Source organism: Microbacterium stercoris (assembly GCF_017592545.1).
Taxonomy (GTDB): Bacteria; Actinomycetota; Actinomycetes; order Actinomycetales; family Microbacteriaceae; genus Microbacterium; species Microbacterium stercoris.
Map to the genome: position 1 here is coordinate 73,739 of NZ_JAGFOA010000005.1, position 25,884 is coordinate 99,622.

At 69.5% G+C, this 25,884-nt stretch carries 27 protein-coding genes, 1 tRNA gene and 1 other RNA gene; 16 read left to right on the forward strand and 13 right to left on the reverse strand.

The features are described from left to right. The 5 genes from J5V96_RS12695 to J5V96_RS12715 form a co-directional block, all read right to left on the reverse strand. Positions 1-1,431, reverse strand: a complete 1,431-nt coding sequence (locus J5V96_RS12695; RefSeq protein ID WP_208500051.1) for an MFS transporter — start codon at positions 1,429-1,431, stop codon at positions 1-3. Then, positions 1,428-2,819: a M20/M25/M40 family metallo-hydrolase gene (locus J5V96_RS12700; protein WP_236014365.1), complete on the reverse strand. Its 1,392-nt coding sequence runs from the start codon at positions 2,817-2,819 to the stop codon at positions 1,428-1,430. The genes J5V96_RS12695 and J5V96_RS12700 overlap by 4 nt, the downstream gene beginning before the upstream one ends. Before the next feature lie 106 nt (positions 2,820-2,925). Further along, a complete protein-coding gene (locus J5V96_RS12705) occupies positions 2,926-3,501 on the reverse strand; it encodes a DUF3618 domain-containing protein (protein WP_208500052.1) in 576 nt (191 codons plus the stop codon). Continuing rightward, positions 3,498-3,914, reverse strand: coding sequence for a phage holin family protein (locus tag J5V96_RS12710; protein ID WP_208500053.1), 417 nt, complete (start codon positions 3,912-3,914; stop codon positions 3,498-3,500). Before J5V96_RS12710 ends, J5V96_RS12705 begins: the two co-directional genes overlap by 4 nt. Then, positions 3,904-4,710 carry a hypothetical protein gene (locus J5V96_RS12715; RefSeq protein WP_208500054.1) on the reverse strand — a complete coding sequence of 269 codons (807 nt, stop codon included), beginning with the start codon at positions 4,708-4,710 and terminating at the stop codon, positions 3,904-3,906. The genes J5V96_RS12710 and J5V96_RS12715 overlap by 11 nt, the downstream gene beginning before the upstream one ends. A gap of 329 nt (positions 4,711-5,039) precedes the next feature. On the opposite strand from J5V96_RS12715, the gene ssrA reads away from it, so the two are divergent. Continuing rightward, positions 5,040-5,409, forward strand: a transfer-messenger RNA (tmRNA) gene (gene ssrA / locus J5V96_RS12720). Positions 5,410-5,511: 102 nt separating this feature from the next. Further along, a complete protein-coding gene (locus tag J5V96_RS12725) occupies positions 5,512-6,153 on the forward strand; it encodes a GntR family transcriptional regulator (RefSeq protein ID WP_307793302.1) in 642 nt (213 codons plus the stop codon). Positions 6,154-6,168: 15 nt separating this feature from the next. Here J5V96_RS12725 and J5V96_RS12730 read toward each other — a convergent pair whose 3' ends face one another. Next, the gene (locus tag J5V96_RS12730; protein WP_208500055.1) at positions 6,169-7,182 is read right to left on the reverse strand and encodes a YihY/virulence factor BrkB family protein; all 1,014 of its coding nucleotides are present in this window, start codon (positions 7,180-7,182) and stop codon (positions 6,169-6,171) included. A 110-nt stretch (positions 7,183-7,292) separates the two neighbouring features. Here J5V96_RS12730 and J5V96_RS12735 point away from each other — a divergent pair, with 110 nt between their 5' ends. Continuing rightward, positions 7,293-8,375 carry a Gfo/Idh/MocA family protein gene (locus J5V96_RS12735; RefSeq protein ID WP_208500056.1) on the forward strand — a complete coding sequence of 361 codons (1,083 nt, stop codon included), beginning with the start codon at positions 7,293-7,295 and terminating at the stop codon, positions 8,373-8,375. A 24-nt stretch (positions 8,376-8,399) separates the two neighbouring features. Here J5V96_RS12735 and J5V96_RS12740 read toward each other — a convergent pair whose 3' ends face one another. Together J5V96_RS12740 and J5V96_RS12745 are read right to left on the reverse strand one after the other, a co-directional pair. Then, entirely contained in the window at positions 8,400-8,675 is a 276-nt protein-coding gene (locus J5V96_RS12740; protein ID WP_208500057.1) for a hypothetical protein, read from the reverse strand. A gap of 27 nt (positions 8,676-8,702) precedes the next feature. Further along, positions 8,703-9,446, reverse strand: coding sequence for an SDR family oxidoreductase (locus J5V96_RS12745; RefSeq protein ID WP_208500058.1), 744 nt, complete (start codon positions 9,444-9,446; stop codon positions 8,703-8,705). A 142-nt stretch (positions 9,447-9,588) separates the two neighbouring features. On the opposite strand from J5V96_RS12745, the gene J5V96_RS12750 reads away from it, so the two are divergent. After that, positions 9,589-10,038 (forward strand): carboxymuconolactone decarboxylase family protein, encoded by a 450-nt coding sequence (locus J5V96_RS12750; protein ID WP_208500059.1) that lies wholly within the window; start codon positions 9,589-9,591, stop codon positions 10,036-10,038. A gap of 45 nt (positions 10,039-10,083) precedes the next feature. Here J5V96_RS12750 and J5V96_RS12755 read toward each other — a convergent pair whose 3' ends face one another. Together J5V96_RS12755 and J5V96_RS12760 are read right to left on the reverse strand one after the other, a co-directional pair. After that, positions 10,084-10,611 (reverse strand): hypothetical protein, encoded by a 528-nt coding sequence (locus tag J5V96_RS12755; RefSeq protein ID WP_208500060.1) that lies wholly within the window; start codon positions 10,609-10,611, stop codon positions 10,084-10,086. After that, complete coding sequence (locus tag J5V96_RS12760; RefSeq protein ID WP_307793308.1) at positions 10,608-11,441, reverse strand: inositol monophosphatase family protein; 834 nt, start codon at positions 11,439-11,441, stop codon at positions 10,608-10,610. The genes J5V96_RS12755 and J5V96_RS12760 overlap by 4 nt, the downstream gene beginning before the upstream one ends. A 276-nt stretch (positions 11,442-11,717) precedes the next feature. Between J5V96_RS12760 and J5V96_RS12765 the strand changes: the two genes are divergently transcribed. Further along, positions 11,718-11,793 (forward strand) — tRNA-Lys (locus tag J5V96_RS12765). Between the two features lie 119 nt (positions 11,794-11,912). Here J5V96_RS12765 and J5V96_RS12770 read toward each other — a convergent pair. Continuing rightward, positions 11,913-12,542, reverse strand: coding sequence for a GntR family transcriptional regulator (locus tag J5V96_RS12770; protein WP_208500062.1), 630 nt, complete (start codon positions 12,540-12,542; stop codon positions 11,913-11,915). A gap of 301 nt (positions 12,543-12,843) precedes the next feature. Next, positions 12,844-13,131, reverse strand: coding sequence for a hypothetical protein (locus J5V96_RS12775; RefSeq protein WP_236014366.1), 288 nt, complete (start codon positions 13,129-13,131; stop codon positions 12,844-12,846). A gap of 99 nt (positions 13,132-13,230) precedes the next feature. Between J5V96_RS12775 and J5V96_RS12780 the strand changes: the two genes are divergently transcribed. The 8 genes from J5V96_RS12780 to J5V96_RS12815 all read left to right on the forward strand — a co-directional run bounded on the left by J5V96_RS12780 (position 13,231) and on the right by J5V96_RS12815 (position 21,757). Continuing rightward, complete coding sequence (locus J5V96_RS12780) at positions 13,231-14,679, forward strand: alpha,alpha-trehalose-phosphate synthase (UDP-forming) (RefSeq protein WP_208500063.1); 1,449 nt, start codon at positions 13,231-13,233, stop codon at positions 14,677-14,679. Next, positions 14,676-15,452, forward strand: coding sequence for a trehalose-phosphatase (otsB, locus tag J5V96_RS12785; RefSeq protein ID WP_208500064.1), 777 nt, complete (start codon positions 14,676-14,678; stop codon positions 15,450-15,452). The genes J5V96_RS12780 and otsB overlap by 4 nt, the downstream gene beginning before the upstream one ends. Positions 15,453-15,529: 77 nt before the next feature. Next, entirely contained in the window at positions 15,530-17,245 is a 1,716-nt protein-coding gene (gene ilvD / locus J5V96_RS12790; RefSeq protein ID WP_208500065.1) for a dihydroxy-acid dehydratase, read from the forward strand. Positions 17,246-17,294: 49 nt separating this feature from the next. Beyond that, complete coding sequence (locus tag J5V96_RS12795) at positions 17,295-19,112, forward strand: acetolactate synthase large subunit (protein WP_208500066.1); 1,818 nt, start codon at positions 17,295-17,297, stop codon at positions 19,110-19,112. Between the two features lies 1 nt (position 19,113). Then, a complete protein-coding gene (gene ilvN, locus J5V96_RS12800) occupies positions 19,114-19,623 on the forward strand; it encodes an acetolactate synthase small subunit (RefSeq protein ID WP_208500067.1) in 510 nt (169 codons plus the stop codon). Between the two features lie 61 nt (positions 19,624-19,684). Continuing rightward, entirely contained in the window at positions 19,685-20,713 is a 1,029-nt protein-coding gene (ilvC, locus tag J5V96_RS12805) for a ketol-acid reductoisomerase (RefSeq protein WP_208500068.1), read from the forward strand. A gap of 129 nt (positions 20,714-20,842) precedes the next feature. Next, entirely contained in the window at positions 20,843-21,190 is a 348-nt protein-coding gene (locus J5V96_RS12810; RefSeq protein WP_208500069.1) for a TraR/DksA family transcriptional regulator, read from the forward strand. A gap of 87 nt (positions 21,191-21,277) precedes the next feature. Next, a complete protein-coding gene (locus J5V96_RS12815; RefSeq protein ID WP_208500070.1) occupies positions 21,278-21,757 on the forward strand; it encodes a hypothetical protein in 480 nt (159 codons plus the stop codon). 74 nt (positions 21,758-21,831) lie between these two features. On the opposite strand, the gene J5V96_RS12820 is transcribed toward J5V96_RS12815, so the two are convergent. After that, positions 21,832-23,103 carry a DUF4190 domain-containing protein gene (locus tag J5V96_RS12820; protein WP_208500071.1) on the reverse strand — a complete coding sequence of 424 codons (1,272 nt, stop codon included), beginning with the start codon at positions 23,101-23,103 and terminating at the stop codon, positions 21,832-21,834. Positions 23,104-23,468: 365 nt separating this feature from the next. Between J5V96_RS12820 and J5V96_RS12825 the strand changes: the two genes are divergently transcribed. From J5V96_RS12825 to J5V96_RS12835, 3 genes are read left to right on the forward strand one after another with little or no spacing between them, the layout of a single operon-like run. Continuing rightward, a complete protein-coding gene (locus tag J5V96_RS12825) occupies positions 23,469-24,272 on the forward strand; it encodes a transporter substrate-binding domain-containing protein (protein WP_208500072.1) in 804 nt (267 codons plus the stop codon). Between the two features lie 31 nt (positions 24,273-24,303). Further along, positions 24,304-25,110 (forward strand): amino acid ABC transporter permease, encoded by an 807-nt coding sequence (locus J5V96_RS12830; RefSeq protein ID WP_236014367.1) that lies wholly within the window; start codon positions 24,304-24,306, stop codon positions 25,108-25,110. Then, positions 25,107-25,853, forward strand: a complete 747-nt coding sequence (locus tag J5V96_RS12835) for an amino acid ABC transporter ATP-binding protein (RefSeq protein WP_208500073.1) — start codon at positions 25,107-25,109, stop codon at positions 25,851-25,853. The genes J5V96_RS12830 and J5V96_RS12835 overlap by 4 nt, the downstream gene beginning before the upstream one ends. Positions 25,854-25,884 lie beyond the last annotated feature (31 nt).

A 25,884-nucleotide genomic window follows, 5' to 3' on the forward strand; every position in this document is an offset into this window, starting at 1 on the left:
TCAGGCGCGGCGGTCGGTGAAGGCGTCCCGCGGCACGAGGAGCAGCGCGGCCGCCGCGACCAGCGCGGTGAGCCCGCAGACGAGCCACACCGTGACGTAGCCGGCGAACGAGCCGGCCGTCGACTCGGCGACGCCCCCGGTGCCGTGCAGCAGGGCGATGCCGAACACACACGATGCGATCGCCCCGCCGATCGTCTTGACGCCGTTGGTGAGACCCGTGGCCTGACCGGTGGCCCGCGACGGCGCCGCCGACGCGGCTGCCGCGGGCAGGGCCGCAACCAGCGCACCCGACCCGATTCCCGCCACGACCATGTTGGCGACGACCTGCCCGTATGCGCTGTGGAAGGGCAGGAACAGCAGGTACCCGATGCCCACGAGCACGGACGCGCCGATGAGCGCCATCCGGGGCGTGAGACGCCTCGCGACCACGGGGTAAAGGAGCGCGCCGCCGATCATGGCGATCAGATACAGCCCGATGATGAGCGAGGTCGCGAAACCGGCGGTGCCCAGGCCGTAGCCGTAGACCGCAGGATCGGTGCGCGCGAACGTCGACAGCGGAGCCTGCGCGCCGAGAACGCTGACACCGAACAGCCCGGCCGTGAGGAACACGGGCCACAGCGCGGGGTCGGAGAACATCCGCACGTCGATGAGCGGATCCGTCGAACGCAGCTCCCAGACGGCGAACGGCCAGATCAGCAGCGCCCCGCCGAGTACCAGCGCCCAGGCGAGGAGCCCGCCATCGAGACGCAGCAGGCTGAGGCCTCCCGTGAACGCGGCGAGGGCGAGTGTCAGCAGCACCACACCGGTGGTGTCGAAGCGTCCACCGCTGAGCATCGGAGACTCCTTCACTCCGATCAGGATGACGACTAAGCATCCGGTGACGAAGAGAGCGGGGATGAGCAGCACGATCCACAGCGGCAGGGCGTCCACGAGCGCACCGCCGACGAGGGCCCCCGCGATGGCGCCGCCCTCCAGGGCGGCGACGAGCAGGCCGGCGGCGCGGGCGGTGAGGAGCGATCCGGATCCGCTCTGGCGGGCGCGCGACCAGATCAGGGCGATCTCGAGGGGCAGCCACACGACGTAGAACCCCTGCAGCGCCCACGCGACCAGGAACACGGCGAACGAATCGGTGAAGGGAAGCGCGAACGACGCCGCCGCGGTCAGCGCGGTGGAGACGAGCAGCATGCGCTTGTGTCCGATCATGTCGCCGAGCTTCGCGAAGATCGGCACCACGAGCGCCGAGAGCATCAGCTGCGAGCCCTCGAGCCAGTTCACATCGGCATCATGGATGCCCAGGTGCCGGGCGATGTCCGTGAGCATCGGGGTGTACCACCCCTGCAGCACGCCGCTGGTGAACTCGACGAAGGCGAGGAACCCGACGATGCCGGCGAGCGCGCCGAGCCGCGGCTTCGCGGATGCGACCGAGGTCATGGGCGGGCTCCTGCTTCTGCGGGGAGGCTCGTGAGCAGCGCGATGTGGAAGTCGCGGCCGCGCTCGAGCGAGGCGATCTCGACCCGCTCGTCGACGCCGTGCACCGACGCACGCTGTGCGGTCGACATCTCGAGAGGGGCGAAGCGGAGCACATCCGGGCAGTGTCGATGGAAGTGGCGCGAGTCGCTCGCCTGCATCATCAGGTAGGGAGCGGGAAGGGCATCGGGGAACGCGTGCCGCACCGCGGACGCGACGGCGGCGAAGGCGGGGCCGTCCGGATCGGACTCGGGTGAGGGGTCGCTGCCCTCCAGCACCTCGATCTCGATCTTCGGATCCCGGATGCGCCGGCGGATGCGCTCGAGGCTGCCGGCGACGGTCTCGCCAGGCAGGATCCGCACGTTCAGGGTGGCCGAGGCGCGTGCGGGGAGCACATTGGCGGCGGATCCGCCCTCGGCCATCGTGGCGGCGATGGTGGTGCGCACGAGCGCGGCGGGCTCGGAGCCGAGGCGGGCGAACACGGCGGCCGCCACGGGTGGCGCCGCGGCGAGCAGACGCAGGATCAGCCTGCCTGCCCCCGACGCGCGGGTGGCGAAGAGCGCGAGCATACGCGAGATCGTGGGCGTGGTGCGGGCGCGGAATGTGCCGGCGTCCAGGCGGTGCACGGCGCGGGCGATGCGCCCGACCGCGGTCAGACCGCTCGGTGCCGACGCGTGCCCGCCCTCGCCGAGCGCCTCGATCCGGAACGTCGCGACACCCTTCTCTCCGACCCCGATCATCGCCGCGCGTCCCGCGACGAACGGCAGGGGAGCATCGACCACCGCCCCGCCTTCGTCGAGCACCAGCCAGGGCGTGATGCCCCGCTCCTTGAGGGTGCGGGCGATGGCTGCGGCGGCGTGACCATACGTCTCCTCGTTGCCGCCGAAGGAGAGGTAGACGTCACGCGAGGGTGAGAACCCGGACGAGATCAGGTCCTCGACCGCCTCGAGGATCACGAGCAGAGGACCCTTGTCATCGAGCGCGCCGCGCCCGTGCACGAACCCGCCGTCGATCACGCCGTCGAACGGGCGGTGGGTCCAGCCGTCGGCCTCCGACGCCGGCACCACGTCGTAGTGCGCCATCAGCACCACGGGGTCGCGATCGGAGGCGCCGGGCCAGCGGTAGAGCAGACCCAGATCGGTGATGCGCTCGAGTTCGAGCACGCGATGCGTGCCCGGATACAGCTCCCGCAGCAGTGCGACGAACTGGTCGAAGGGCTCCTGCCCCCGGATGGCGTGCTCGGCGCTGACGGTCGGGATCCGGATCATCCGCGACAGGCGCTCGGGAGCGCCCGCGCGGCGGGGGACATCGTGTTGCGGGCGCGTCATCGCGCCCTGGCTCGGGAGTGCCATGCAGACACAGTAGTGCCCGCGAGGCGTGAGGCCTCGCGGGCCTCCGCTGGACGCAGAAGAGGGACGACGGCGCAGGGCCGTCGTCCCTCTCGGGTTGCTCGGGGGATCAGCCGTTGCCGAGCGTGTCCCGTGCCTGCTCGGCACGGTCGCGCACGGTGCCCGCGGCATCCTGTGCGTCGTCGCGCACGTGGGACGCGGCCTCCTGCGCGCTGTCCTTCACCGCGGTCGCGGCCTGCTGGACGGGCTCCTTCAGGTCCTCCCCGACCTGCTGCGCCACGTGCTTGGCCTCGTCGATGAGCGGCTGCGCCTGCTCCTTGACGCCCTCGGCGAGGTGCTTCTCCTTCTCCGAGGCGGGGACCAGGGAGGAGATGAGCATTCCGGCCGCGAAGGCCATCATGCCCACCGCGAGCGGATTGCCCTCGGCCTTCGCGGCCACGCGGTGGGTGGCGTGCGAGGCACCGTCCACGACGGAGTGACCCGCGTCGTGGAGCGAGGATCCCGCATCGTCGGCGGCGCCCATGATGCGGTCGCGCACCGAAGACAGCGCCCCCTTGAGCTTGTCGGTCTGGCGGTGGGCGATCTTCGACGGCGTCACCTTGTCGACGAGGGCGTCGGCGTCATAGCTGAGTTCACGGCGGGTGCGCTCGATGTCGGCGCGGATCGCCTCGGGCGAATCGGTCATCGGTTCTCCTCATTCCTCTTGAGGGCGTCCGGGATCTTCCCCAGCGTCTCCACCGTGCGGGGAGCGCCCTTCACTTCCTTGATCTGATTGCGGCCCGTGAAGAACAGCACCGCGGCGACCGCCGCCCAGATGAGTGCGACGATCACGGCCGACCAGCCCAGGCCGACCAGCTGTCCGAGCGCCCACCAGAGCGCGACGGACAGGAAGAACACCGCCATGAGTGCGGCATATCCGGCGCCGCCGATCATGCCGGCACCGGTGCCCGCCTTGGTGGCGGACTCCTTGAGCTCGGCCTTGGCCAGCGCGATCTCCTGCCGGATCAGCACCGACAGGTCCTGCGTCACCTCACCCAGCAGATCGCCGAGCGAGGTCGAGGCCGCCTTCTGCTCGGAGGGCGTCGGGTCAGAGTCCATCGCGCGCCTCCCCGGTGGAGCCCTGGCCGGTCGCCACACCCGGCTCGCCGAGGGGATCGACGACCCGCGTGCGGTCGTACATCGGCGTCTCCGTGCCCACTCCGGCCGGAGCCGGTGTCGGGGGCGCGTACGCCGGTACTCCGCTTGCCGATGCACCGCCCGTGGGGACGCCGGTGACCGTGCTCCCCGCCGAGGCCTGGCCGGCCGCGCCGCCCGTGCCCGAGGCAGCGTGCTCTTCCTTCGCTCCCTCGGCCAGCGCGCGGGTGAGACGTCCGGCCGCGATGCCGGCGACGAGCGCGCCTGCGATGAAGAGCCCGGGCTTGCGCCGTGCGAAGGTCTTCACCTCATGCACGAGCGAGCCGGGGTCGCGCTGCGAGAGCCAGGATGAGGCATCCGACAACCGCGTCGACGCCATCTCGACGAACTCGGTCGCCATGCCCGGGTTCTCGGAGCCGCGCGCCATCTGCTGCAGTTCGTCGCCGATCGACCGCAGTCCGTCGGCCACTCGCTGCTGCTGCGTGGCCGCCTGCTCCGACAGCTCGCGGCGGGTCTCGGCGTAGACCTGCCGGGCCTGCGCCTTCGTCTCGTGTGCGACGGACGACACCTCCTGCTTGGCGGTCTCGACGACGTGCCCCGCCTCGGCCTGCGCCGTGTCCTTGACCCCGACGGCCTCCTGCTTCGCGGTCTCGGCGGTCCCGTTCCCGCCCTCGACGCTGCCCGACGTTCCGTACCCGGCGTCATTCGATCCGTAGCCCGTCGTGTTCGACGGCGGAACCGCACCATAGTTCTGCGACATGGTCATCCTCTCCGTTACCGCTTGGTCTGGACTCACCATGTAACGCGCGCTGAAGAGAACGCGCCTCCCTCTTGACCTGAGGGCGGGTGCATGGCTACTCGCGCGAGGGTCGACGCCGTCTCGGAGCTGCCCGCCGGTGTCACCGGGGACGCTCGCAGGCCTGTGCAGTCCGCGCTCACCGTGTCGACGCGCCAGCCGGAATGGACCGGCCCGCCGATCCGTTGTAGACTGTGATGCTCGGTGTTCTCCACCGAGAGCGGCCCCTCCGGAGACGGAAGGGCCTGGAAAATCAACAGTGTGGATGTGTCCCCTTCATTCGAGGGATTCACGGGGCTGATCGGTTTCGACAGTGCTTGCGAATCTGCGAGAAGCGGGCCGAGGATGCGGGGTTATCTCGTTAACGCTCCCTGCAAACCAATAAGTGCCAACTCCAAGCGCACTGACTTCACCCTCGCTGCCTAAGCGAGCCTGATAGTCCGTCAGACCGTGGCTGATCCCGACACGGACCCTGGCGTCATCTAGGGATCTCGCTGCGAGACGGTGTCGAGACGTCTCGCGGGACTCTTTCTCGACTGGGCTCGTCGACTTAGGTGTCTGTGACAAAGGTCGGAGCCGAGCAGAACGCTTTCACAGACTGCGCCCGGAGAAGCCCCAGAGACTCAGTGCTGGACGGGGGTTCGATTCCCCCCAGCTCCACGGACACACCCACTCTGTCGAAGGCCCCGTCTTCCCTGCTCACGCAGGGAAGACGGGGCCTTTCGGCGTCCGGCCGGCGTCCGGATCGGGTTTACGCTCGATTCCGTGATCGATGACGTCCAGCCCAAGATCGAACCCATCGTCGTCCAGAAGCCGGCGCTCTCGGACCTTGTGCTGGAGCGACTCATCTCGGCAATCGGCGACGGCGCCCTGGAGCAGGGCGCGAAGCTTCGCGATGCCGAGCTGGCGGCGTCTCTGCACGTCTCTCGGATGCCGGTGCGGCAGGCGCTGCAGCGTCTCGAGCAGATCGGCTTGATCGAATCCTCGCCGAGCCGGTTCACCCGAGTGGTGACCGTGACGAAAGAACTCGCCGAGGAGACGATCGCTTTCGCCGGGTACGCGGGCGGCGTCCTGCTTCGCACCAAGCTCCCGGAGTTCAGCGATCGGGAGCGCGCCGTGCTCATCCGCGAAGTGGCGGATCTCGGTCTCGTCGAGGATCCGGCGACGCTGTCCGATGTCGTGCGCGACGTGCTTCGGAGATTGATCGATACGGGGGCGACGCACTTCCTCGGGCGCATGCTGGACCGGAGCCTCCCGGCCATCTGGTGCAACGTGCGTCGCTATGACGTTCCCGTCGATCAGACGATCCACAAGGAGGCTGTGGACGAGCTCTCCGCGAGCATCCGATCCTCCGACGCGGCCGCGGCGGAGACGGCGATGCGCCGGCTCTTCCGGCTGCCTGTGTGACCCTCACTCCGCGCGTCACGGGCGGTGCCGGATGCGCCGAGCGTCGGCCTGATCCTTCGCCTCCTGGGCGGCGCGCTTCTCGATGACCGTGGTGTCGCGCGGGGGGAGCTGGATGCCGTGCTCGGCGGGGATGCCCGCCTGCAGCTCGCGGGCTCGCTCGAGCTCTGCGTCGAACTGCGCGCCGAAGAGGAGCGCGCCGTTGGCGATCCACATCCACAGCAGCAGGATGACGATGCCCGCGAGCGAGCCGTACGCGCGCTCGTATTGAGAGAAGCTGCTCACGTACAGCGCGAAGCCCGCGCTGGCCAGGGCCAGCGCCACGATCGCGATCAGCGCGCCCACGCTCACCCAACGGAACCGCGGCTGCTTCGAGTTCGGGGTGAAGTAGTAGAGCAGCGCCACGAACAGCGTCACCACGATCACCAGCGCAGGCCACCGCACGATCCGCCACACCAGCAATCCGGTCTCGCCGATGCCGAGGGCCGATCCGGTCGCCACCGCGAAGTCTCCGCCGATCAGCAGCAGCACGGCGCCCACCGACACCAGCGCGATCGCCAGCACCGTGACGAGAAGCTGCGATCCCTTCAGCTTCCAGAACGGCCGCCCCTCGGGCGTCTCCCAGATGCGGTTCAGGGCCCGGGCGAACGCGCTCACGTACAGCGACGCGGTCCAGATCAGGATCACGATGCCACCGCCGAGCGCGAAGCGCACGCCGGACGACCGCGACAGCTCCTCGAGCGGGCCACGGAGCCACTGCGCCGCGTCGGGGTTCGCCTCCTGCAGCACCTGCAGCACCGCCGTCACCGCCTCCTTGTCCTGGCCGATCACGCCCAGCAGCGAGAGCACCGCGACGATCGCCGGCAGCAGCGACAGCACGGAATAGAAAGTGAGGCCCGCGGCGAGATCACGGCATTGGTCGGCGATGAACTCGCGCACCGTCTTCTTCGCCACGAACCACCAGGACAAGCGGTGGATCTCGCTCAGCGACGGCTTGGCGTCGGGTGCCTCGCGGCCCGCAGTGCTGCTCATGACTCCATCAAACCCGCGGGGCGATCCCGATGCCTCCTGCTTGACGGGATCGGTGGGGGCGTGCCAGCCCCGCCGCCCCTCGTCGCCCGGCGTGGGCCTACGCTGGCCGCATGGAGTCGAAGACGCCCGGGACATTCGCCATCGTCGGGGACGGCTATCGCGCGGGGCTCATCGCCCGCGTCGTCTCGCGTCTCACCCCCGGTGCGCTGCGTCTCACGGGCCTCGCGACCCGGCGGCCCGAGCGCGTGCCCGGCCTCGAAGCCGAGTACGGGGTGCGCGTGTGGAGCGATGTCGACGCGCTCGCCGCGGAGTGCGACGCCGACTTCGTCTTCGTCGCGGTGCAGGGAGACAAGGCGCCCGACGTCGTCGCCCAGCTGGTGGCCGCGGGAAAGCCCGTGCTGGTCGAGACGCCGCCGGCGCCGGACGTGCCGGGGCTTGTGGGGCTGCACGAGCTCGTCGGCCGAGGGGCGGTCATCCAGGTGGCGGAGCAGTATCACCTGGAGCCCCTGGTATCCGCGCAGCTTGCTGTGGGGGCATCGGGTCTGCTCGGGGACGTGAAGCAGGCGGACATCGCCATCGCACACGAGTATCACGGGATCAGCGTGCTGCGCCGGGCGCTGGGCGTCGGCTTCGAGCCGGTGACGATACGCGCGCTGCGCCACCTCGCACCGGTGGTGTGGGGGCCCGATCGCGCCGGTGATCCGCAGCGGGAACGCGTCGCGACCTCCTCGCGTACGCTCGCCTGGCTCGAGTGGGGTGAGCGCCTGGGCGTGTATGACTTCGACGACCAGCAGTACCGCTCGTGGGTCCGCACGCCGCGTGTGCAGCTTCGCGGATCGCACGGGGAGCTGCGCGACACGACCGTGCGGCGCCAGGCCGACGGCGCCCCGGTGCGGTCGGAGATCACGCGTCTCGACGCGGGCGGTCCGCACAACCACGAGGGGATGCACTTCCGCGGCTACCAGCTGGACGGCCGCTGGCTCGAGCGCAACGAGCTCGCGCCCGCGCGCCTCGCGGAAGACGAGATCGGCATCGCCCGCGCGCTGCTCGGCATGCGCGACCACGTGCACGGCGGCGCGCCGATCTACTCACTGGCCGACGCGGCCCAGGATCACTACCTCGGACTGCTCATCCGCGAGGCGGTGGCCACGGGCGAGCCGGTGCGTTCCGAGCGGATGCCCTGGGCGCACTGAGACGGTGCCGCGCCCCGTGGGGCCTCAGGCCCGGCGCACCGACATCAGCGCCCAGCCGTCGGGCACGGCGGCGTGCAGTGCGTCGAGGTCGGGCGCCTGCACCTCCTGCAGCTCTCCCCAGCGCGCCATACGCCCCGTTGCCGTCAGCGCGGAGGAGCCCTTGGGCATGGTGACGCTCTGATGGGTCAGCTGCCAGCCCTCGGGCACCTGGGCCTGGAAGGCGCTCGCGATCGCCTCGAGCGAGGCCCCGGCGGCTTCGAGGTCGCGGGTTTCGGTGGGACGGATGACGCCGATGAGCACGTCTTCGATCCTACGTGGCGGTGCCGTTCAGTCCTGCTCGGCGAGCCATTCGTCGAAGGTCTGCCTGCCGATCGTCGCGCCCGCTCCGGGCAGGATCGTATCGCTGCGGATCCCGCGACCGAATCGTCCCGGCAGGGGCACGGTGAGCACCGGGCCCTTCGATCCCATGTGGCGCAGCCAGCGGCGCACGAGCTCGGGCATGCTCTCCACGCGCGGTCCCGCCAGGTCGGGCGCGATTCCCTGGGGCTCGCCTTCGGCGAGGGTGACGAGGGCGGCAGCCACCTCTCGCGCCGCGACCGGCTGCGAGGTCATCGCCGGCACGACGTGCAGGCCCAGCATGCGGCCCTGGGCCGCGGTCTGCGCGGCGAACTCGTGGAACTGTGTCGCACGCAGGATCGTCCAACCGGTGCCGGATGCTTGCACGAGCCGCTCCTGTGCGGCCTTCCCGGCGTAGTAGCCATCGGCGATCTGCGCGGCGCCGACGATCGACAGCGCGACGTGCCGTGTGACGCCGGCCGCGCGCTCGGCCTCGAGCAGCTGCCGGGTCACGGTCTCGAAGAACGCGACGCTCTTACGCCCCGACAGCGTGGACGTGGAGGCCACGTCGATCACGGCGTCGACGCCGGAGAGGGCATCGGCGAGGCCTCGACCCGTGGTGAGGTCGATGCCGGCGGACCGGCTGAGCACCACGGTGTGATGCCCCGATGCGCGCGCGGCGGCGACCACGTGTGCTCCGACGGTGCCTGTTCCTCCGGCGACGGCGATCTTCATGCTGTTGCTCCCTCGTCTGTGCGGATGCTCCCTGCAGTGCTGACAGGACGGATCCGGGGAATGTGACGCGTCTGTCACATCATCGGCGAACCCGCGGTCAATCCTCGTGAGGCCGCGCATCCGGCGCGGCGAGAGGAAGACCATGTCGCACGTCAACATCGCCAAGCTGCACCCCGAGGCCTACCAGGCCACGATGGCACTCAGCGGCGTCATCGAGAGCGCCGCCGAGGCGGCCGGCCTCGACAAGAAGCTCATCGAGCTCGTGAAGATCCGCGCGTCGCAGCTGAACGGCTGTGCGTTCTGCCTGCGTATGCACGCGCGCGACGCCGTCAAGGCGGGGGAGACCGCAGACCGACTCGCGGTCGTCGCAGCCTGGTGGGAGTCCCAGTACTTCACCGATGCCGAGCGGGCCGCGCTGCAGCTGGCCGAGGACGTCACCCTGATGAGTGATCACGGCCGCATTCCCCACCGCGGTGTGCAGCCCGGCGAGCACCTCACCGATGCGCAGGTCTCGGCCATCACCTGGCTCGCGATCGAGATCAACGCCTGGAACCGGGTCGCGATCTCGTCGCACTTCCCTGTCGCTCCCTGACACGGGTCGCAGAGGATCCGGGTCGTCAAGATCCGGATCCTCTCCTCAGGAAGCGGGGAACGACACGAGGGGCAGGGCGTCCTCGGTATCGGCGACGATCACGAAGCCGTCGCCGAACGCGTAGGTCATGCCCCCTTCGGCGAACGGGTCGCCGAAGTACTCGAGCCCGTCGCCCTCCGAGTGCGTCCAGCCCTGTTCCGTGAGGAACGCCGTCCACTTCTCGCGCCCGGACTCGTCCATCGGCGCCCAGCCGTAGATCTGCACGCCGTGGTCGGTCGGCACCTCGGGGTTTCCCCACTTGCAGGTGATGCCGCCCTCAACTTTCGTGGTCGCAGGGTCGCCGAAGGCGAACGGCTCCTCGATCGCGCTGAGGCCGTACTCCTTGAAGTCGGCGACGAGCGTCTCCGGGATGATCGTTGTGCACGTAGGGTGCGCGTCGGGCGCTGCGGCGCCCTCGTTCGCCGGCGTCGTGGTGTCGGGATCGGGCGTCTCACCCTTCGGCGTGCAGGCCGCAAGCGACAGCATCGCCGCGCCGGCGAGCAGGAGCGCCGCCGGGCGACGGAACTCCGTCATGGGGTCACCGAGGACGACGCACCGCGCAGAACCGCGAGGATCGCGTCGTGCAGCACGCCGTTCGTGGCGATGGCAGAGCCGGACGCGATCGTCGGCTCGCCGTCGAACGACGAGAAACGGCCCCCCGCGGCGGCGACGATCGCGGCGGCGGCCGCGAGGTCGTACTCCTTCACGTCGAACTCGCCCACCATCTCGAGGCGTCCCTCGGCGAGCAGCATGTACGACCAGATGTCTCCGTATGCGCGGTCGCGCCAGACGGTGCGCGTGAGAGCGATGAGCGCGTCGAGGTGACCGGCGCCGTCCCACTGCGCGATGCTCTGGAAGCTCACGCTCGCGTCGTCGAGTGTCGCCACCTCCGAGACCCGGATCGGGCGCGTCTCGCCCTCCGCCGTGCGCGTGAACGCGCCGAGCCCCTCCGCGCCCCACCAGCGGCGGCCCCAGACGGGCATGCTGACCACGCCGAGACGGACGACCCCGTCGATCTGCAGGCCGATCATCGTGCCCCAGGCGGGGACCCCGCGCAGGAAGTTCGCCGTGCCGTCGATGGGGTCGATGATCCAGCGGCGCGAGGACCGCTCGCCCTCGCCATACTCTTCGCCGAACACGCCGTCGCCCGGACGGTGCTCGGAGAGCAGCGCGCGAACCGCGCGCTCGGCGGCGAGATCGGCGTCGGTGACGTGCGACCGGTCGGCCTTGCGCGACACGTCGAGGTCACCCGCGTCGAAGCGCGGGAGTGTCTGAGCGTCGGCGGCGTCGGCGAGTCGCAGCGCGAGCTGCAGGTCGTCGTCGAGGGCACCGGGCGTAACGGGGGAGGCGTCCGGGAAGGTCACCCCTCGAGGATACCGGCGGCCCCTGACACGCCCGACAGCGCGCGACCTTCTCCGACATCGCACAGGTTGGGGGCAGCGCCCGTGGTCACTCGGGCAGCGACCAGACGTAGCCGTCGAGTGGCATCGTGTCGGACAGCATATGCCGGGCGAAAGACGCCGTGGGGACGGGGATCGGAGGAGACACGCCCGGAGTCTCGACCGGATTAGCCGGGCCCGTGAACTCCTGGTAATGTATTTCCTCGTTGCCGGAGAGCGCAAAGCGCCTCCAGACAGCATGCACCTCTAGCTCAATCGGCAGAGCAACTGACTCTTAATCAGTGGGTTCAGGGTTCAAGTCCCTGGGGGTGCACCAGAGAAGGCCCCGGTCGCGAGATCGGGGCCTTCGTCGTTCCCGCGCGGCGGCGCAGGAGAACCGAGGAAGGGGCGGCCGGCGCGTGTGCGCCGACCGCCCCTTCCTGGCTCAGACGACGATCACTCGTCGTCGATGCCGTACTGGGCGCGGGCGATCCGCTCGGCGCGATCGGCGTCGCCGTCGAGGAAGGCATCCCGCAGCTCGCGGAAGCTGGCCGCGAGCTCGGGAGCCGTGTCGAGCGGCAGGCGAGTGCCGATGAGGTTGCGCTGGATCGCGATGCCGATGTCCGAGGACATCGCCGAGATGAACGAATTGCTGGCCAGGGCGATCAGCAGGATGAGGATGTCGCGACGGGCGGCGACGAGGTCGCCCGTCTCCTCGAGCCGGTACGCGAGGTCGTCGATCGAGCGCGCCGCCTTCGTGCGCTCGTTCGGCTCGATGCGCGCGATCGCCATGCGCACCAGCGACACCATGTAGTGGCCAGAGAAACGACGGGTGGAATCCGCGAGCTCCGGAGTGACCTCCGTGACGCGGGTGTACCTGCTCGCGGCGGTCTCGATGAGACCGACGCGCTGCAGGCGCTGCAGGGCCTCGCGCACGGGCATGCGCGAGACTCCGAGCTGTTGGGCGAGCTCGTGGTCGCGCACGCGCGACCCGGCGGGGATGGTGCCATCCATGATGGCGTCCGCGATGCGCTCAGCGACGACGTCGCTGAGACGCGTGGCGGAGATCTCGAGGGTCTCGATCATCGTCTTGCTCCTCCCCGGGTACGGCGAACACCGTCCCGGATCCAGATACCAACGGGGGACCTCGACGGCCGAGGGTGAGCGTTCATCCTGCGGGGGTAGGAACCACGGCTGAGTCGAGCACGCGCGTCGGCGACATGAAAGCGGGGCGGGGGGTCCCCTGTCCGAGTCCGATCTGCGTGAGGAAACGATATGCCGGAACATCCGGTAGGTGGGGGAGGAACCGCGGATCTGTGGACATTCGGAGGCGCTTTTCACCCGCGGCCTCACCCCGGGAGGGTGAGGCGTCGAGGGCGCGCCGGGATCAGCGGCGGGCGGCGAGGCGCTGCGCGCGCTTCTCGGCCTCGATCGCGGAGAAGTACTTCTTCTCCTTGCCCTTGATGGGCGAGTCCTGCGGCACCTCACGGCCGACACTGGCCTTGTGGATGTCCAGGATCGTGCCGATCGTCAGAGCGAAGGTGATTCCCCAGCTGAGCCAGGCCAGGCCGGATCGCCACGTGAAGCGCTGGTCATTCGCGCTCCGCAGCATGGAGTATCCGGTCGACAGCGTGCCGATGAGTCCCGTGCCGGTGAGGTACTTGCGCAGAGCCATGTGACCCACGGTAGCGGGCCAAGTCAAGCCCTCGGTGGCGATCTCCTGCCCGGCGGGCCCCGCTGTTAGCGTGAGGGAGAGCCCCCAGGGAGGAGCCCCATGACCACCGAAGATGACCGCGCCGACCTCGTCGTCGTCGCCAACCGCCTTCCCGTCGACCGCGTCATCGGCCCGGACGGATCCGAGAGCTGGCGTCGTTCGCCCGGCGGCCTCGTGACCGCCCTCGAGCCCGTGATGCGCAAGCCCGACCGGGCCTGGGTCGGCTGGGGAGGACAGCCCGATCTCGACCTCGAGCCGTTCGAGTTCGAGGGCTCGAAGCTCGTGCCCGTGCCGCTCAGCGCCGGCGAGATCGAGAGCTACTACGAGGGCTTCTCGAACGGCACCATCTGGCCGCTCTACCACGATGTCATCGCGACGCCCGTCTACCGCCGCTCGTGGTGGGAGTCCTACGTCAAGGTCAACCAGCGCTTCGCCGAAGCTGCCGCGGGAGCAGTTGAGCAGGGCGGCGTCGTGTGGGTGCAGGACTACCAGCTGCAGCTCGTGCCGAAGATGCTGCGCGAGCTGCGCCCCGACGTCACGATCGGCTACTTCCACCACATCCCGTTCCCGGCATACGGCCTCTACTCGCAGCTGCCCTGGCGCCGCCAGGTGCTCGAGGGCCTGCTGGGCGCCGACGTGATCGGCTTCCAGCGGCAGGCGGACGCCGGCAACTTCCAGCGCTCGGTGCGGCGCGTGCTGCACCACACGACCCGCTCGAACGAGATCGTGGTCGCCTCGCCCCAGGACGGCGAGAGCGTCTCGCGCGTCGCGATCGCGAAGTCGTACCCGATCTCGATCGACGCGCAGTCGTATATCGACCTCGCGAACGATCCGGCCGTCATCGCCCGGGCCAAGGAGATCCGCGAGCAGCTGGGCGATCCGAAGACCATCCTGCTCGGCGTCGACCGGCTCGACTACACCAAGGGCATCCGTCACCGCCTGAAGGCCTTCGGAGAGCTCCTCCAGGACGGCCGGCTCCAGGTCGGCGACGCGACGCTCGTGCAGGTCGCCAGCCCGTCGCGTCAGCGCGTCGACGCGTACGCCGAGCTGCGTGACGAGATCGAGCTGACCGTGGGCCGCATCAACGGCGACTACGACACGATGCACCACACCGCCATCCGGTACCTGCACCAGGGCTTCCCGCGCGAGGAGATGGTCGCCCTCTTCCTCGCCGCCGACGTGATGCTGGTCACCGCGCTCCGCGACGGCATGAACCTGGTCGCGAAGGAGTACGTGGCTTCGCGCACCGACAACACCGGCGTGCTGGTGCTGAGCGAGTTCGCCGGTGCCGCCGACGAACTCACGAGCGCTCTGCTGGTGAACCCGCACGACATCGGCGGGCTGAAGGATCTGATCATGCGGGCCGTCGAGATGTCGCCGGGGGAGCAGTCGCGACGGATGCGCGCGCTGCGCCGGCGTGTGCTCGACCACGACGTCGAGGACTGGTCGCACGACTTCCTCAGCGACATCGACAAGATCCGTCGCGCCCGAAGGGACACCGCGAAGTGACCGGATGGGCGGACGCCGTCCGCGACATCGCGGCGACGGACACCCTCCTCGTCGCCCTGGACTTCGACGGCACGCTCTCGCACCTCAGCGATCGCCCGCTCGAGGTGCGCGCTCTGCCGGAGTCGGCCGCGGCCGTGCAGCGTCTGTCGGAGCTGCCGCGGACGACGGTCGCGTTCGTGTCCGGCAGGCAATTGGCGGATCTGCGCGTCATCGGCGAGCACACGGACGACTCGCGCATCTGGCTGTCGGGATCCCACGGCGCGGAGCACTGGCGCCCCGAGGGCGTTCCGCCGGTCGCGGAGGACGAGCCGGATCCCGCGGACGGCACGCTCGCGGCCGAGCTCGTCGCCGCGGCGGAGGCCGCCGTCGACGGCATCGAGGGCGCATGGATCGAGCACAAGGCCTATGGCTTCGCCGTGCACACGCGCCTCGCCGATGACGCGGGCACCTCGCTCGCGAACGAGCGCGTCGACGCGCTGGTGGCCGAGCGGGCACCGGGATGGCGCCGGCGCCTCGCGAAGGACCTGATCGAGTACGCGTGGCGGCATGAGGGCAAGGACAGCGCGATCGCGCGCCTGCGGGACGAGACGGGCGCCACGGCCGTGCTCTTCGCGGGCGACGACGTGACCGACGAGGACGCTCTGCGGAGCCTGCGTCCAGGTGACCTCGGCGTGCGTGTGGGCGACGGGGAGACGGCGGCCGCCGTGCGCGTCGCCGATCCGTTGGAGCTCGCCGACCTGCTCATTGCGCTGGCCGACGCGCGAGCATCCTGACCGAGGTGTGAGCCGGGTGTTGTGCGGAGTGCACTCACGGCCGGGGAGGGTTCCGCGCCGGGCATAGACTTCCGCGTATGGTCGACCTCGCAAATCCGTCCGAAACCCCCGACATCAAGCCCCGCAGTCGCGTCGTCACGGATGGCATCGAGGCCACCACGTCGCGCGGCATGCTGCGCGCGGTCGGAATGGGCGACGAAGACTGGGACAAGCCCCAGATCGGCATCGCGTCCAGCTGGAACGAGATCACGCCCTGCAACCTGAGCCTGGACCGCCTCGCCCAGGGTGCCAAGGAGGGTGTGCACGCCGGCGGCGGCTACCCGCTGCAGTTCGGCACCATCTCCGTCTCCGACGGCATCTCGATGGGCCACGAGGGCATGCACTTCTCGCTCGTCTCGCGCGAGGTCGTCGCCGACTCCGTCGAGACCGTGATGATGGCCGAGCGCCTGGACGGATCCGTCCTGCTCGCCGGCTGCGACAAGTCGATCCCGGGCATGCTCATGGCCAGCGCCCGCCTCGATCTCTCGAGCGTGTTCCTCTACGCCGGATCGATCGCGCCCGGTTGGGTGAAGCTGTCGGACGGCACCGAGAAGGACGTCACGATCATCGACTCGTTCGAGGCCGTGGGCGCCTGCCGCGCGGGCCTGATGAGCGAAGAGGACCTGAAGCGCATCGAGTGCGCCATCGCCCCGGGTGAGGGTGCCTGCGGCGGCATGTACACGGCGAACACGATGGCCTCGGTCGCCGAGGCCCTGGGCCTGAGCCTCCCCGGCTCCGCCGCCCCGCCCTCCGCCGACCGTCGTCGCGACTACTTCGCCCACCGCTCGGGCGAGGCTGTCGTGAACCTGCTCCGCCAGGGCATCACGACCCGCGACATCCTGACGAAGGAGGCCTTCGAGAACGCGATCGCCCTCGCGATGGCGCTCGGCGGCTCGACCAACGTCGTGCTCCACCTGCTCGCGATCGCGCGCGAGGCCGAGGTCGACCTGACCCTGCACGACTTCAACCGCATCGGCGACAAGACGCCGCACGTGGCCGACATGAAGCCGTTCGGCAAGTACGTCATGAACGACGTCGACCGTCACGGCGGCATCCCCGTGATCATGAAGGCGATGCTCGACGAGGGGCTGCTGCACGGCGACGCCCTCACCGTCACGGGCAAGACGCTCGCCGAGAACCTGGCCGACCTCAACCCCGACCCGATCGACGGCGAGGTCATCCACACCTTCGACAACCCGATCCACGCATCCGGTGGCATCACGATCCTGCACGGATCGCTCGCGCCGGAGGGCGCCGTCGTGAAGACCGCCGGCTTCGACGCCGAGGTCTTCGAGGGGCCCGCGCGCGTGTTCGAGCGCGAGCGCGCCGCGATGGACGCCCTCGCGAACGGCGAGGTCAAGGCCGGCGACGTGGTGGTCATCCGCTACGAGGGCCCCAAGGGCGGCCCCGGCATGCGCGAGATGCTCGCCATCACGGCGGCCATCAAGGGCGCTGGGCTCGGCAAGGATGTACTACTCTTGACGGACGGTCGATTCTCAGGCGGCACAACCGGACTGTGCATCGGCCATGTTGCACCGGAGGCGGTGGACGGTGGTCCTATCGCCTTCCTGCGCGATGGTGATCTGATCAGGGTCGATATCGCGGCTCGCTCGATCGACCTACTCGTCGACGACGCAGAGCTCGAATCCCGCCGCTCCGGCTGGGAGCCCCTGCCCCCGCGCTATACCCGAGGCGTTCTGGCGAAGTACTCGCGACTCGTGCGCTCCGCTGCGGAGGGCGCGACGACCGGCTGACCCGTGTCCATTCACGTGGTCCCCCCGACTCGACTCAAGGAACATCACCATGCCCGATTCCGCGGCCTCTGACGCGGCGAAGGTGCTGCCGCGCCCTCCCGCATCCCGCTCCTCCTCGTCCTCCGCTCCCGTGCTCACGGGTGCCGAGGCCGTCGTCCGCTCCCTCGAGCTCCTGGGCGTCGAAGACGTCTTCGGCCTGCCGGGCGGCGCGATCCTCCCCGTGTACGACCCGCTGATGTCCGCCGAGAAGCTGCGGCACATCCTGGTCCGTCACGAGCAGGGCGCCGGTCACGCGGCCGAGGGCTACGCCGCCGCCAGCGGCAAGGTCGGCGTGTGCATCGCCACCTCCGGTCCCGGTGCGACGAACCTCGTCACGGCGATCGCCGACGCCTACATGGATTCGGTGCCGCTGCTCGCGATCACCGGCCAGGTGTTCTCGACGCTCATGGGAACCGACGCCTTCCAGGAGGCGGACATCGTGGGCATCACGATGCCGATCACAAAGCACTCGTTCCTCGTGAAGGACGCCTCGGAGATCCCGGGCGCCATCGCGGCGGCGTACGAGATCGCCTCGACCGGCCGCCCCGGACCCGTGCTCGTGGACATCACGAAGGATGCTCAGCAGGCAGAGGTGCCCTTCATCTGGCCGCCGAAGATCGACCTGCCGGGCTATCGCCCCGTGACCAAGGCGCACGGCAAGCAGATCCAGGCCGCGGCCGCGATGCTCGCCCAGGCCGAGAAGCCGGTGCTCTACGTGGGCGGCGGCGTGATCCGCGCCCGCGCCTCGCAGGAGCTGAAGACGCTGGCCGAGGCGTCCGGTGCCCCCGTGGTGACGACGCTGATGGCACGAGGCGCGTTCCCCGACTCGCACGCACAGCACCTCGGCATGCCGGGCATGCACGGCACCGTGCCCGCGGTTCTCGCCCTGCAGGACGCCGACCTCATCGTCGCCCTGGGCGCGCGCTTCGACGACCGCGTGACGGGCAAGGCCGCGCTGTTCGCGCCGAACGCCAAGGTCGTGCACGTCGACATCGACCCCGCTGAGATCGGAAAGATCCGTACCGCGGATGTGCCGATCGTGGGCGATCTGAAGGACGTGCTCGTCGACCTCGACGCCGCGCTGCACGCGCAGAGCGACCGAACCGATATCAGCGAGTGGTGGGCGTTCCTGCGCGGGCTGCAGAACCAGTACCCCCTGGGCTACACCCCGCCGACGGACGGACTGCTCTCGCCCCAGCACGTGATCAGCCGCATCGGCGAGCTCACGGGTCCGGAGGGCATCTACGCCGCCGGCGTGGGACAGCACCAGATGTGGTCGGCGCAGTTCATCAAGTACGAGCGGCCCAACGCGTGGCTGAACTCGGGCGGCGCCGGCACCATGGGCTACTCCGTGCCCGCCGCGATGGGCGCCAAGGTCGCCCAGCCCGACCGCGTGGTCTGGTCGATCGACGGCGACGGCTGCTTCCAGATGACCAATCAGGAGCTCGCCACCTGCGCGCTGAACAACATCCCGATCAAGGTCGCGATCATCAACAACTCGTCGCTCGGCATGGTGCGGCAGTGGCAGACCCTGTTCTATGACGGTCGCTACTCGAACACCGACCTGAACACGGGCCACGACACGATCCGCATCCCCGACTTCGTCAAGCTGGCCGAGGCGTATGGCTGCCTCGCGATCCGCGTGGAGAAGCCGGAGGAGGTCGATCCGGCGATCAAGCTCGCGCTCGAGACCAACGACCGCCCGGTCGTGATCGACTTCGTCGTGAGCGCCGACGCGATGGTGTGGCCGATGGTGCCGCAGGGTGTCAGCAACAGCTACGTCCAGTACGCCCGCGACCACGCCCCGGCCTTCAGCGAGGAGGACTGACATGACCACGCACGTGCTGAGCCTCCTCGTCGAGGACAAGCCGGGTCTGCTGACCCGTGTGGCCGGGCTGTTCGCCCGTCGCGGCTTCAACATCGAGTCGCTCGCCGTGGGCGTCACGGAGGTGCCGGGTCTATCCCGCATCACCGTCGTCGTCGACGTCGAGGCCCTTCCCCTGGAGCAGGTCACCAAGCAGCTGAACAAGCTCGTGAACGTGATCAAGATCGTCGAGCTCGAGCAGTCGGCGAGCGTGCAGCGCGAGCACATGCTCGTGAAGGTGCGCGCCGACAACACCACGCGATCCAACGTGCTCGAGGTCGTCAACCTCTTCCGTGCGAATGTCGTGGACTACGCCCCCGATGCGCTGGTGATCGAGGTCACCGGCGACAAGGGCAAGGTCGACGCGTTCCTCAAGGCCATCGAGCCCTTCGGCATCCGCGAGCTCGCGCAGTCGGGCCTGCTCGCCCTCGGCCGCGGCTCCAAGTCGATCACCGAGCGCGTGTTGCGCGGCTGATCCGGCCGATCCACCCGCTTCACCATTTTCTGAACCCAACCCACCAAGGAGTAACACCACCGTGAGCACCGAGATCTTCTACGACGCGGACGCCGACCTGTCGATCATCCAGGGCAAGAAGGTCGCGATCGTCGGCTACGGCTCGCAGGGCCACGCCCACGCGCAGAACCTGCGCGACTCGGGCGTCGAGGTCGCCATCGCGCTGAAGGACGGATCGAAGTCGACCGCCAAGGCGCAGGACGAGGGCTTCCAGGTCCTGAACGTCGCCGACGCGACCAAGTGGGCCGACCTCATCATGATCCTCGCGCCGGACCAGCACCAGCGCGGCATCTACTCCGAGTCGATCGCGCCGAACCTGACGGCGGGCAAGACCCTCGCGTTCGCGCACGGCTTCAACATCCGCTTCGGCTACATCGACGCCCCCCAGGACGTCGACGTGATCCTGGTCGCGCCCAAGGCCCCGGGCCACACGGTGCGTCGTGAGTACGTCGCAGGCCGCGGCATCCCGGACATCATCGCCGTCGAGAAGGACGCCTCGGGCACCGCGTGGGCCACCGCCCTCTCGTACGCGAAGGCCATCGGCGGCACGCGTGCAGGCGTCATCAAGACGACCTTCACCGAGGAGACCGAGACCGACCTGTTCGGCGAGCAGGCCGTCCTCTGCGGCGGCATGAGCCACCTCGTCCAGGCGGGCTTCGAGGTCCTCACCGAGGCCGGCTACCAGCCGCAGATCGCCTACTTCGAGGTGCTGCACGAGCTCAAGCTCATCGTCGACCTCATGTGGGAGGGCGGCATCGCCAAGCAGCGCTGGTCGATCTCCGACACCGCCGAGTTCGGCGACTACGTCTCGGGTCCCCGCGTCATCGACGCCGGCACCAAGGAGCGTATGAAGGAGGTCCTCGCGGACATCCAGTCCGGTGCGTTCGCCAAGCGCTTCATCGACGACCAGGACAACGGCGCCCAGGAGTTCCTGTCGCTCCGCGAGAAGGAGCAGGGTCACCCGATCGAGGTCACGGGCAAGGAGCTGCGCGCCCTGTTCGCCTGGAAGTCGACCGACGAGGACTACGTCGAGGGCTCGGCTGCGCGCTGACCCTCTGACGTTCTGACGCCGGGCGCTGAGCCCGCCACAGACCGCTCTACCTGAGCTGGACCAGACCCCCGCACCCACAAGGTGCGGGGGTCGTTCCCGTTTCGGGCGGGTGCCGGATAGGGTGCCGACATGTCCGCGACCCATGCCGAGCTGCGCTCGCTGCTGCAGGAGCGCCGACGTCAGGCAGAGCGGCGGATCGCCGCGCGGGCGGGCGATATCACCGCCGTGGCCGCCGCACGGGGCGATGCCACGGCCGACGACGAGCATGACCCGGAGGGCGCCACGCTGTCGGGGGAGTGGTCTCGTCTGGCGGGCCTGAGCGACGCCGCGCGCGACGAGCTGCGAGAGATCGATGCGGCTCTCGGCCGTATCGAGGCGGGGACGTACGGGATCTGCGAGGTGTGCGGGGAACCGATCCCGCAGGATCGGCTCCGCGCCCGCCCGACGGCGTCTCGCTGCGTGCGCTGCGCGGTGTGAGTCGTCCACAGGAGCTGTTTCGCGGGATCGTCTCCCCGGATCGCCTTGGACCCGTCGGCGCGGACGATGAGGCGCCAACCTCGAGACATGACATACACGGAGGCGGCCGCGCGCCGCATGGCGCAACTGCGCGAGGAGTCCCTGACCGACGCCACGCTGGAGGAACTGGTCGGGCTGATGCTCACCGGCGCGATCCGACGTCAGCTGTGGCTGATGTTCCTCGATGACGACGATCGGATGAGCGAGGCGATCATGCCCACCACCGACTTTCCGGAGGATCCGCACGAGCCTGCCGTGGTCGAAGACCTCGGTCCGGTCACGGCCGCGCGCCTGATCGCCGACCGAATCGGCCGGATCGGCGCGGCGATCGACGTCACGCAGCTCGTGGTGGTCTGGGAGCGCGAGGGAGAGGAGAGCTTCAGAGACGAGGAGCTCGCGTGGGCGGCGGCCATGGCCGATGCCATGGCGGAGACCGGCATGCGCCTGCGAGCGCAGTACCTGCTGCACAACACGGGGCTGCGTGTTCTCGCGCCGGATGACTACGCCCTCGACGCGGCGCGACACTGAGCCCGGTGGATACGACGAAGGCCCGGCTGCGCGGCCGGGCCTTCGTGGTGGCGGTGCCTGCGACAGGCCCCGGTTCAGTAGAGCTGAGCGGACGCCTCGAGCGTTGCGCCCTCGGGCACCTCGCCGGTCATGTAGCCCTCGAACTTCGCGCTGCCGTCGGCCGGGATCCGGTCGGTGGTCGCACGGCCCACGGCGACGGGCTTTCCCGCCGCGTCACGGGCGACGAGGCTGATGTACACGGCCTCCTGGTCCACGGGGAACGTGCTGCTGATCGTGCCCGTGACGGTGGTGAGACCGAAGTCGGTTGTGCCGGTGACCTCACTGAATGTGAACTCGCCCGCGAAGTCGTCCGGGAGCGACACGGCCTCGTTCATCTCGTCGTCCAGGCCGACGAGGTTCAGCTCGGCGATCGGGTCGGCGCCGAGGTCGTAGAATTCGCCGATCAGCACCGTCTTGCCCGGCAGCAGGGTGGCCGACTGCGTGTCGGTGTCCAGCACCCGGCCCGCGGCATCCAGCGCCTCGACATCGAAGAAGAAGTACTCGTACATGGCCGCGCTGTCGGCCTGGTCGAGGGTGACCACGTACCACCACGAGCCCTCCTCGCCCGCGATCTGGCCGAAGGCGAGCTCGCCGACCTCGACCGATCCGCCGGCCGTCTGCTCGGCCGGATCGTCCTGCGGCGCCGACTCAGGATCGGTGACGCCCGAATCCGCCGTCAGCTCGTCGCATTCCTCCTGCGTCAGACCCGCGGCCTCGCAGCTCTCGCGGATGAAGCGGTCGGGGTCGTTCGCCACGCTCGTGACGAACGCCGTCATCGCGATGGCGATCGTCGTGCAGGCGACCAGCGCGACCGCGCCCAGCACGGTGCCGGTGATGGCGAGGCCCTTGCCCGGCTTCTTCTTCGCCAGGGCGATGACGCCCAGGACGATGGCGACGATCGGTACGAGGATGGCGGCGAAGCCCGCGAACGGGATGAAGGCGACCGCGATGCCGAGGATGCCCACGATGCCGAGGACGAGCGCGGCGATCGCGAGCCCCTTCCCCGATCCCTGCGGCGCGGCAGGCCCGCCGCCGTACGGAGTGCCCGTGTACCCGCCCGTCGCGTAGGGGGGAACGGATCCGGGGTGCCCCTGCGATGCGGGAGCACCGGGGAACGAAGCCTCGCCCGTGGGCGCGCCGTAGACGGGGGCCGCCGGTGCGCTGTATCCGGGGGTGGGCGCAGCGTACCCGGGGGCGTCCGGCGAGGCCGGGGGTTCCTGTGCGTCAGCGGCCGGCGGTGTGTAGCTCGGCGGCTCGTATGCGGGAGGTGCGAACTCGAAGCTCGGCGGCTGGGGAACCTGAGGCACCTCCGGCTCCTGCGGAGCATCAGGCTGCGCGGGACCACTCGGCGGCTGCGGCGGCTCGGGCGGAACCGGCGGAACGCCGGTGTCGTCGTTCGGAGGGAGGGACATAAGACTCCTCGGGGGCGCTGTGGACGGTGCGGGACGCCCCGGGGAGACGGTGGAGATCGCCTTCCCCCAGGTGATCCTCCGAGAAACACTAGCGCGGCGAGGGTTCCTGCCCGAGGGGCAGAGCACCCCTGATGCGCGTCCGACGGCGTCTTGCGCGCCACCCGGGTCCGAGAGCTTATGGGCACGGTGTTACGCAACGGTTCCATCTCTCTGGGAGATGGGGTAATAGCAGCCCGCGGGCCCTCGATTAAGATCGCGATATGTCGAAGACTCGCGTGCCGCTCACGGCACTTCTCGCCGCGGCCGCCGCGATCACCCTGTCCGCCTGCGGCTCCAGCGCCCCTTCCGCAGAGAAGCCCGCGGGGGAGGCTGAGCTCTCCACCATCACCGCCGGCTCGCTCACCGTGTGCTCCGACGTGCCCTACGCCCCGTTCGAGGACTTCGACGAGGGCAGCGAGCTGGGCTACACCGGCTTCGACATCGAGATCATGAACGCCGTGGCCGAGAACCTCGGCCTGAAGCTCGTGGTCAAGGACCAGGGCTTCGACGGAATCCAGTCGGGCATCGTCCTGAACTCGAAGCAGTGCGACGTCGCCGCGTCCGCCATCACCATCAACGATGAGCGCAAGGCCAACCTCGACTTCACCGACCCCTACTACGACTCCGAGCAGTCCCTCCTCGTCGCCAACGACAGCGACATCGCCTCGATCGGCGACCTCGACGGCGTCAAGGTCGGTGTGCAGAAGGCCACCACGGGTGAGTCCTACGCCACCGAGAACGCCAAGGGCGCCGAGATCGTCGCCTTCCCGAGCGACGCCGAGATGTGGCCCGCGCTCCAGGCCGGCCAGGTCGACGCGCTGCTCCAGGACCTCCCGGTCAACCTCGAGCACACCAAGGACGGCGCGTTCCAGATCGTCGAGCAGTACGACACCGGCGAGCAGTACGGCTTCGCCGTGAGCAAGGGCAACACCGCCGTGCTCGACGCGATCAACGGCGCTCTCGAGGAGATCCGCGCCGACGGCAGCTACGACAAGATCTACGACTCGTACTTCGCCGTCAACTGACCGCGGTCGACTCCTCCCGGACGGGTATCTCTTGAGCAGACGAACTCGGCGGCTCGCCGCGATCATCACGCTGAACGTCGTCGTCGCGGTCGTGGTCGTCGGGCTCTTCGCCTGGCTGCTGTTCGGTCCCAACAGCGAGCGGTTCCGCGCGCAGTTCCTCTCGCCGGCGGCCGCCGGCAACTGGTGGACCCTGATCTCGGTCGGCGTCGTCAACACGCTGCTGTACACGGCGATCGCATTCGCGGGCGGCATCGTGCTCGCCCTCGCCCTCGCCCTGATGCGGCTGTCTCCGATCGCCACGCTGCGCTGGCTGGCCACGGCATGGATCGAGTTCTTCCGTGGCCTCCCGGCGCTGATCGTGATCATCTTCATGGGCTTCGGTGTGCCGATCGCCTTCGGCTGGTCGCCGCCCGGCGGCCTGGTCGGAGCCGGCCTGCTCGCGCTTGTGCTGGTTGCATCGGCCTACATGGCCGAGACGATCCGAGCCGGCATCCAGGCGGTTCCGAAGGGGCAGACCGAGGCGGCGCGCTCGCTCGGCATGAGCTCGGGGGCGACGATGTTCCGCGTGGTGCTGCCGCAGGCGTTCCGCGTGGTGATCCCGCCGCTCACCAACGAGTTCGTGCTGCTGATCAAGGACACCTCGCTGCTGGCGATCATCGGCGCGGAGCCCCTGCAGCGTGAGCTCACCACGCTCGCGCGTGACTTCCAGGCATCCGGTCTGTCGGCCGGCACCTCGACGTCGCTCGTTCAGGCCGCGCTCCTGTACCTCGTGATCACGCTGCCTCTCACGCAGCTGGTGGCGTGGATGGAGCGTCGACAGAGGAAGGCCACGCGATGACCGCGTCCGCAGACGTGCCCGCGATCGAGATCCAGGGGCTGCGCAAGTCGTACGGATCGAACGAGGTTCTCAAGGGCGTCGACTTCCGTGTCGGATCCGGCGAGGTCGTCTGCGTCGTCGGCCCGTCCGGATCCGGCAAGTCCACGCTGCTGCGCTGCGTGAACCGGCTCGAGGACGCCGATGACGGGCAGATCCTCGTCGAGGGCATCGACATCCGCGATCCCGAGACCGACCTCGACAGGGTGCGGGCCCGGATCGGCATGGTCTTCCAGCAGTTCAACCTCTTCCCGCACCTCACCGTGCTGGAGAACCTGATGCTCGCCCAGCGCACGGTGCTGCGTCGCGGCGCCGCCGAGGCCAAGAAGGTCGCGCTGGAGAACCTCGAGCGCGTGGGTCTGTCGGTGAAGGCCGATCAGCATCCTGCGAAGCTCTCGGGCGGCCAGCAGCAGCGGGTGGCGATCGCCCGCGCGCTCTCGATGAACCCCGACATGATGCTCTTCGACGAGCCCACCAGCGCGCTCGATCCGGAGCTGGTCGGCGACGTGCTGGCGGTCATGAAGTCGCTGGCGGCCGAGGGTATGACGATGATGGTCGTCACCCACGAGATGGGTTTCGCCCGCGAGGTCGCCGACAAGCTGGTCTTTATGGACGGGGGAGTCGTCGTCGAGGAGGGCATCCCCTCTGAGGTGCTCGCTCGCCCGCAGAGCGAGCGCGCCCGCGCCTTCTTCGCCCGCGTTCACTGAGCCCGCCGCGACCGCGCGGAGGGCCTCGGAT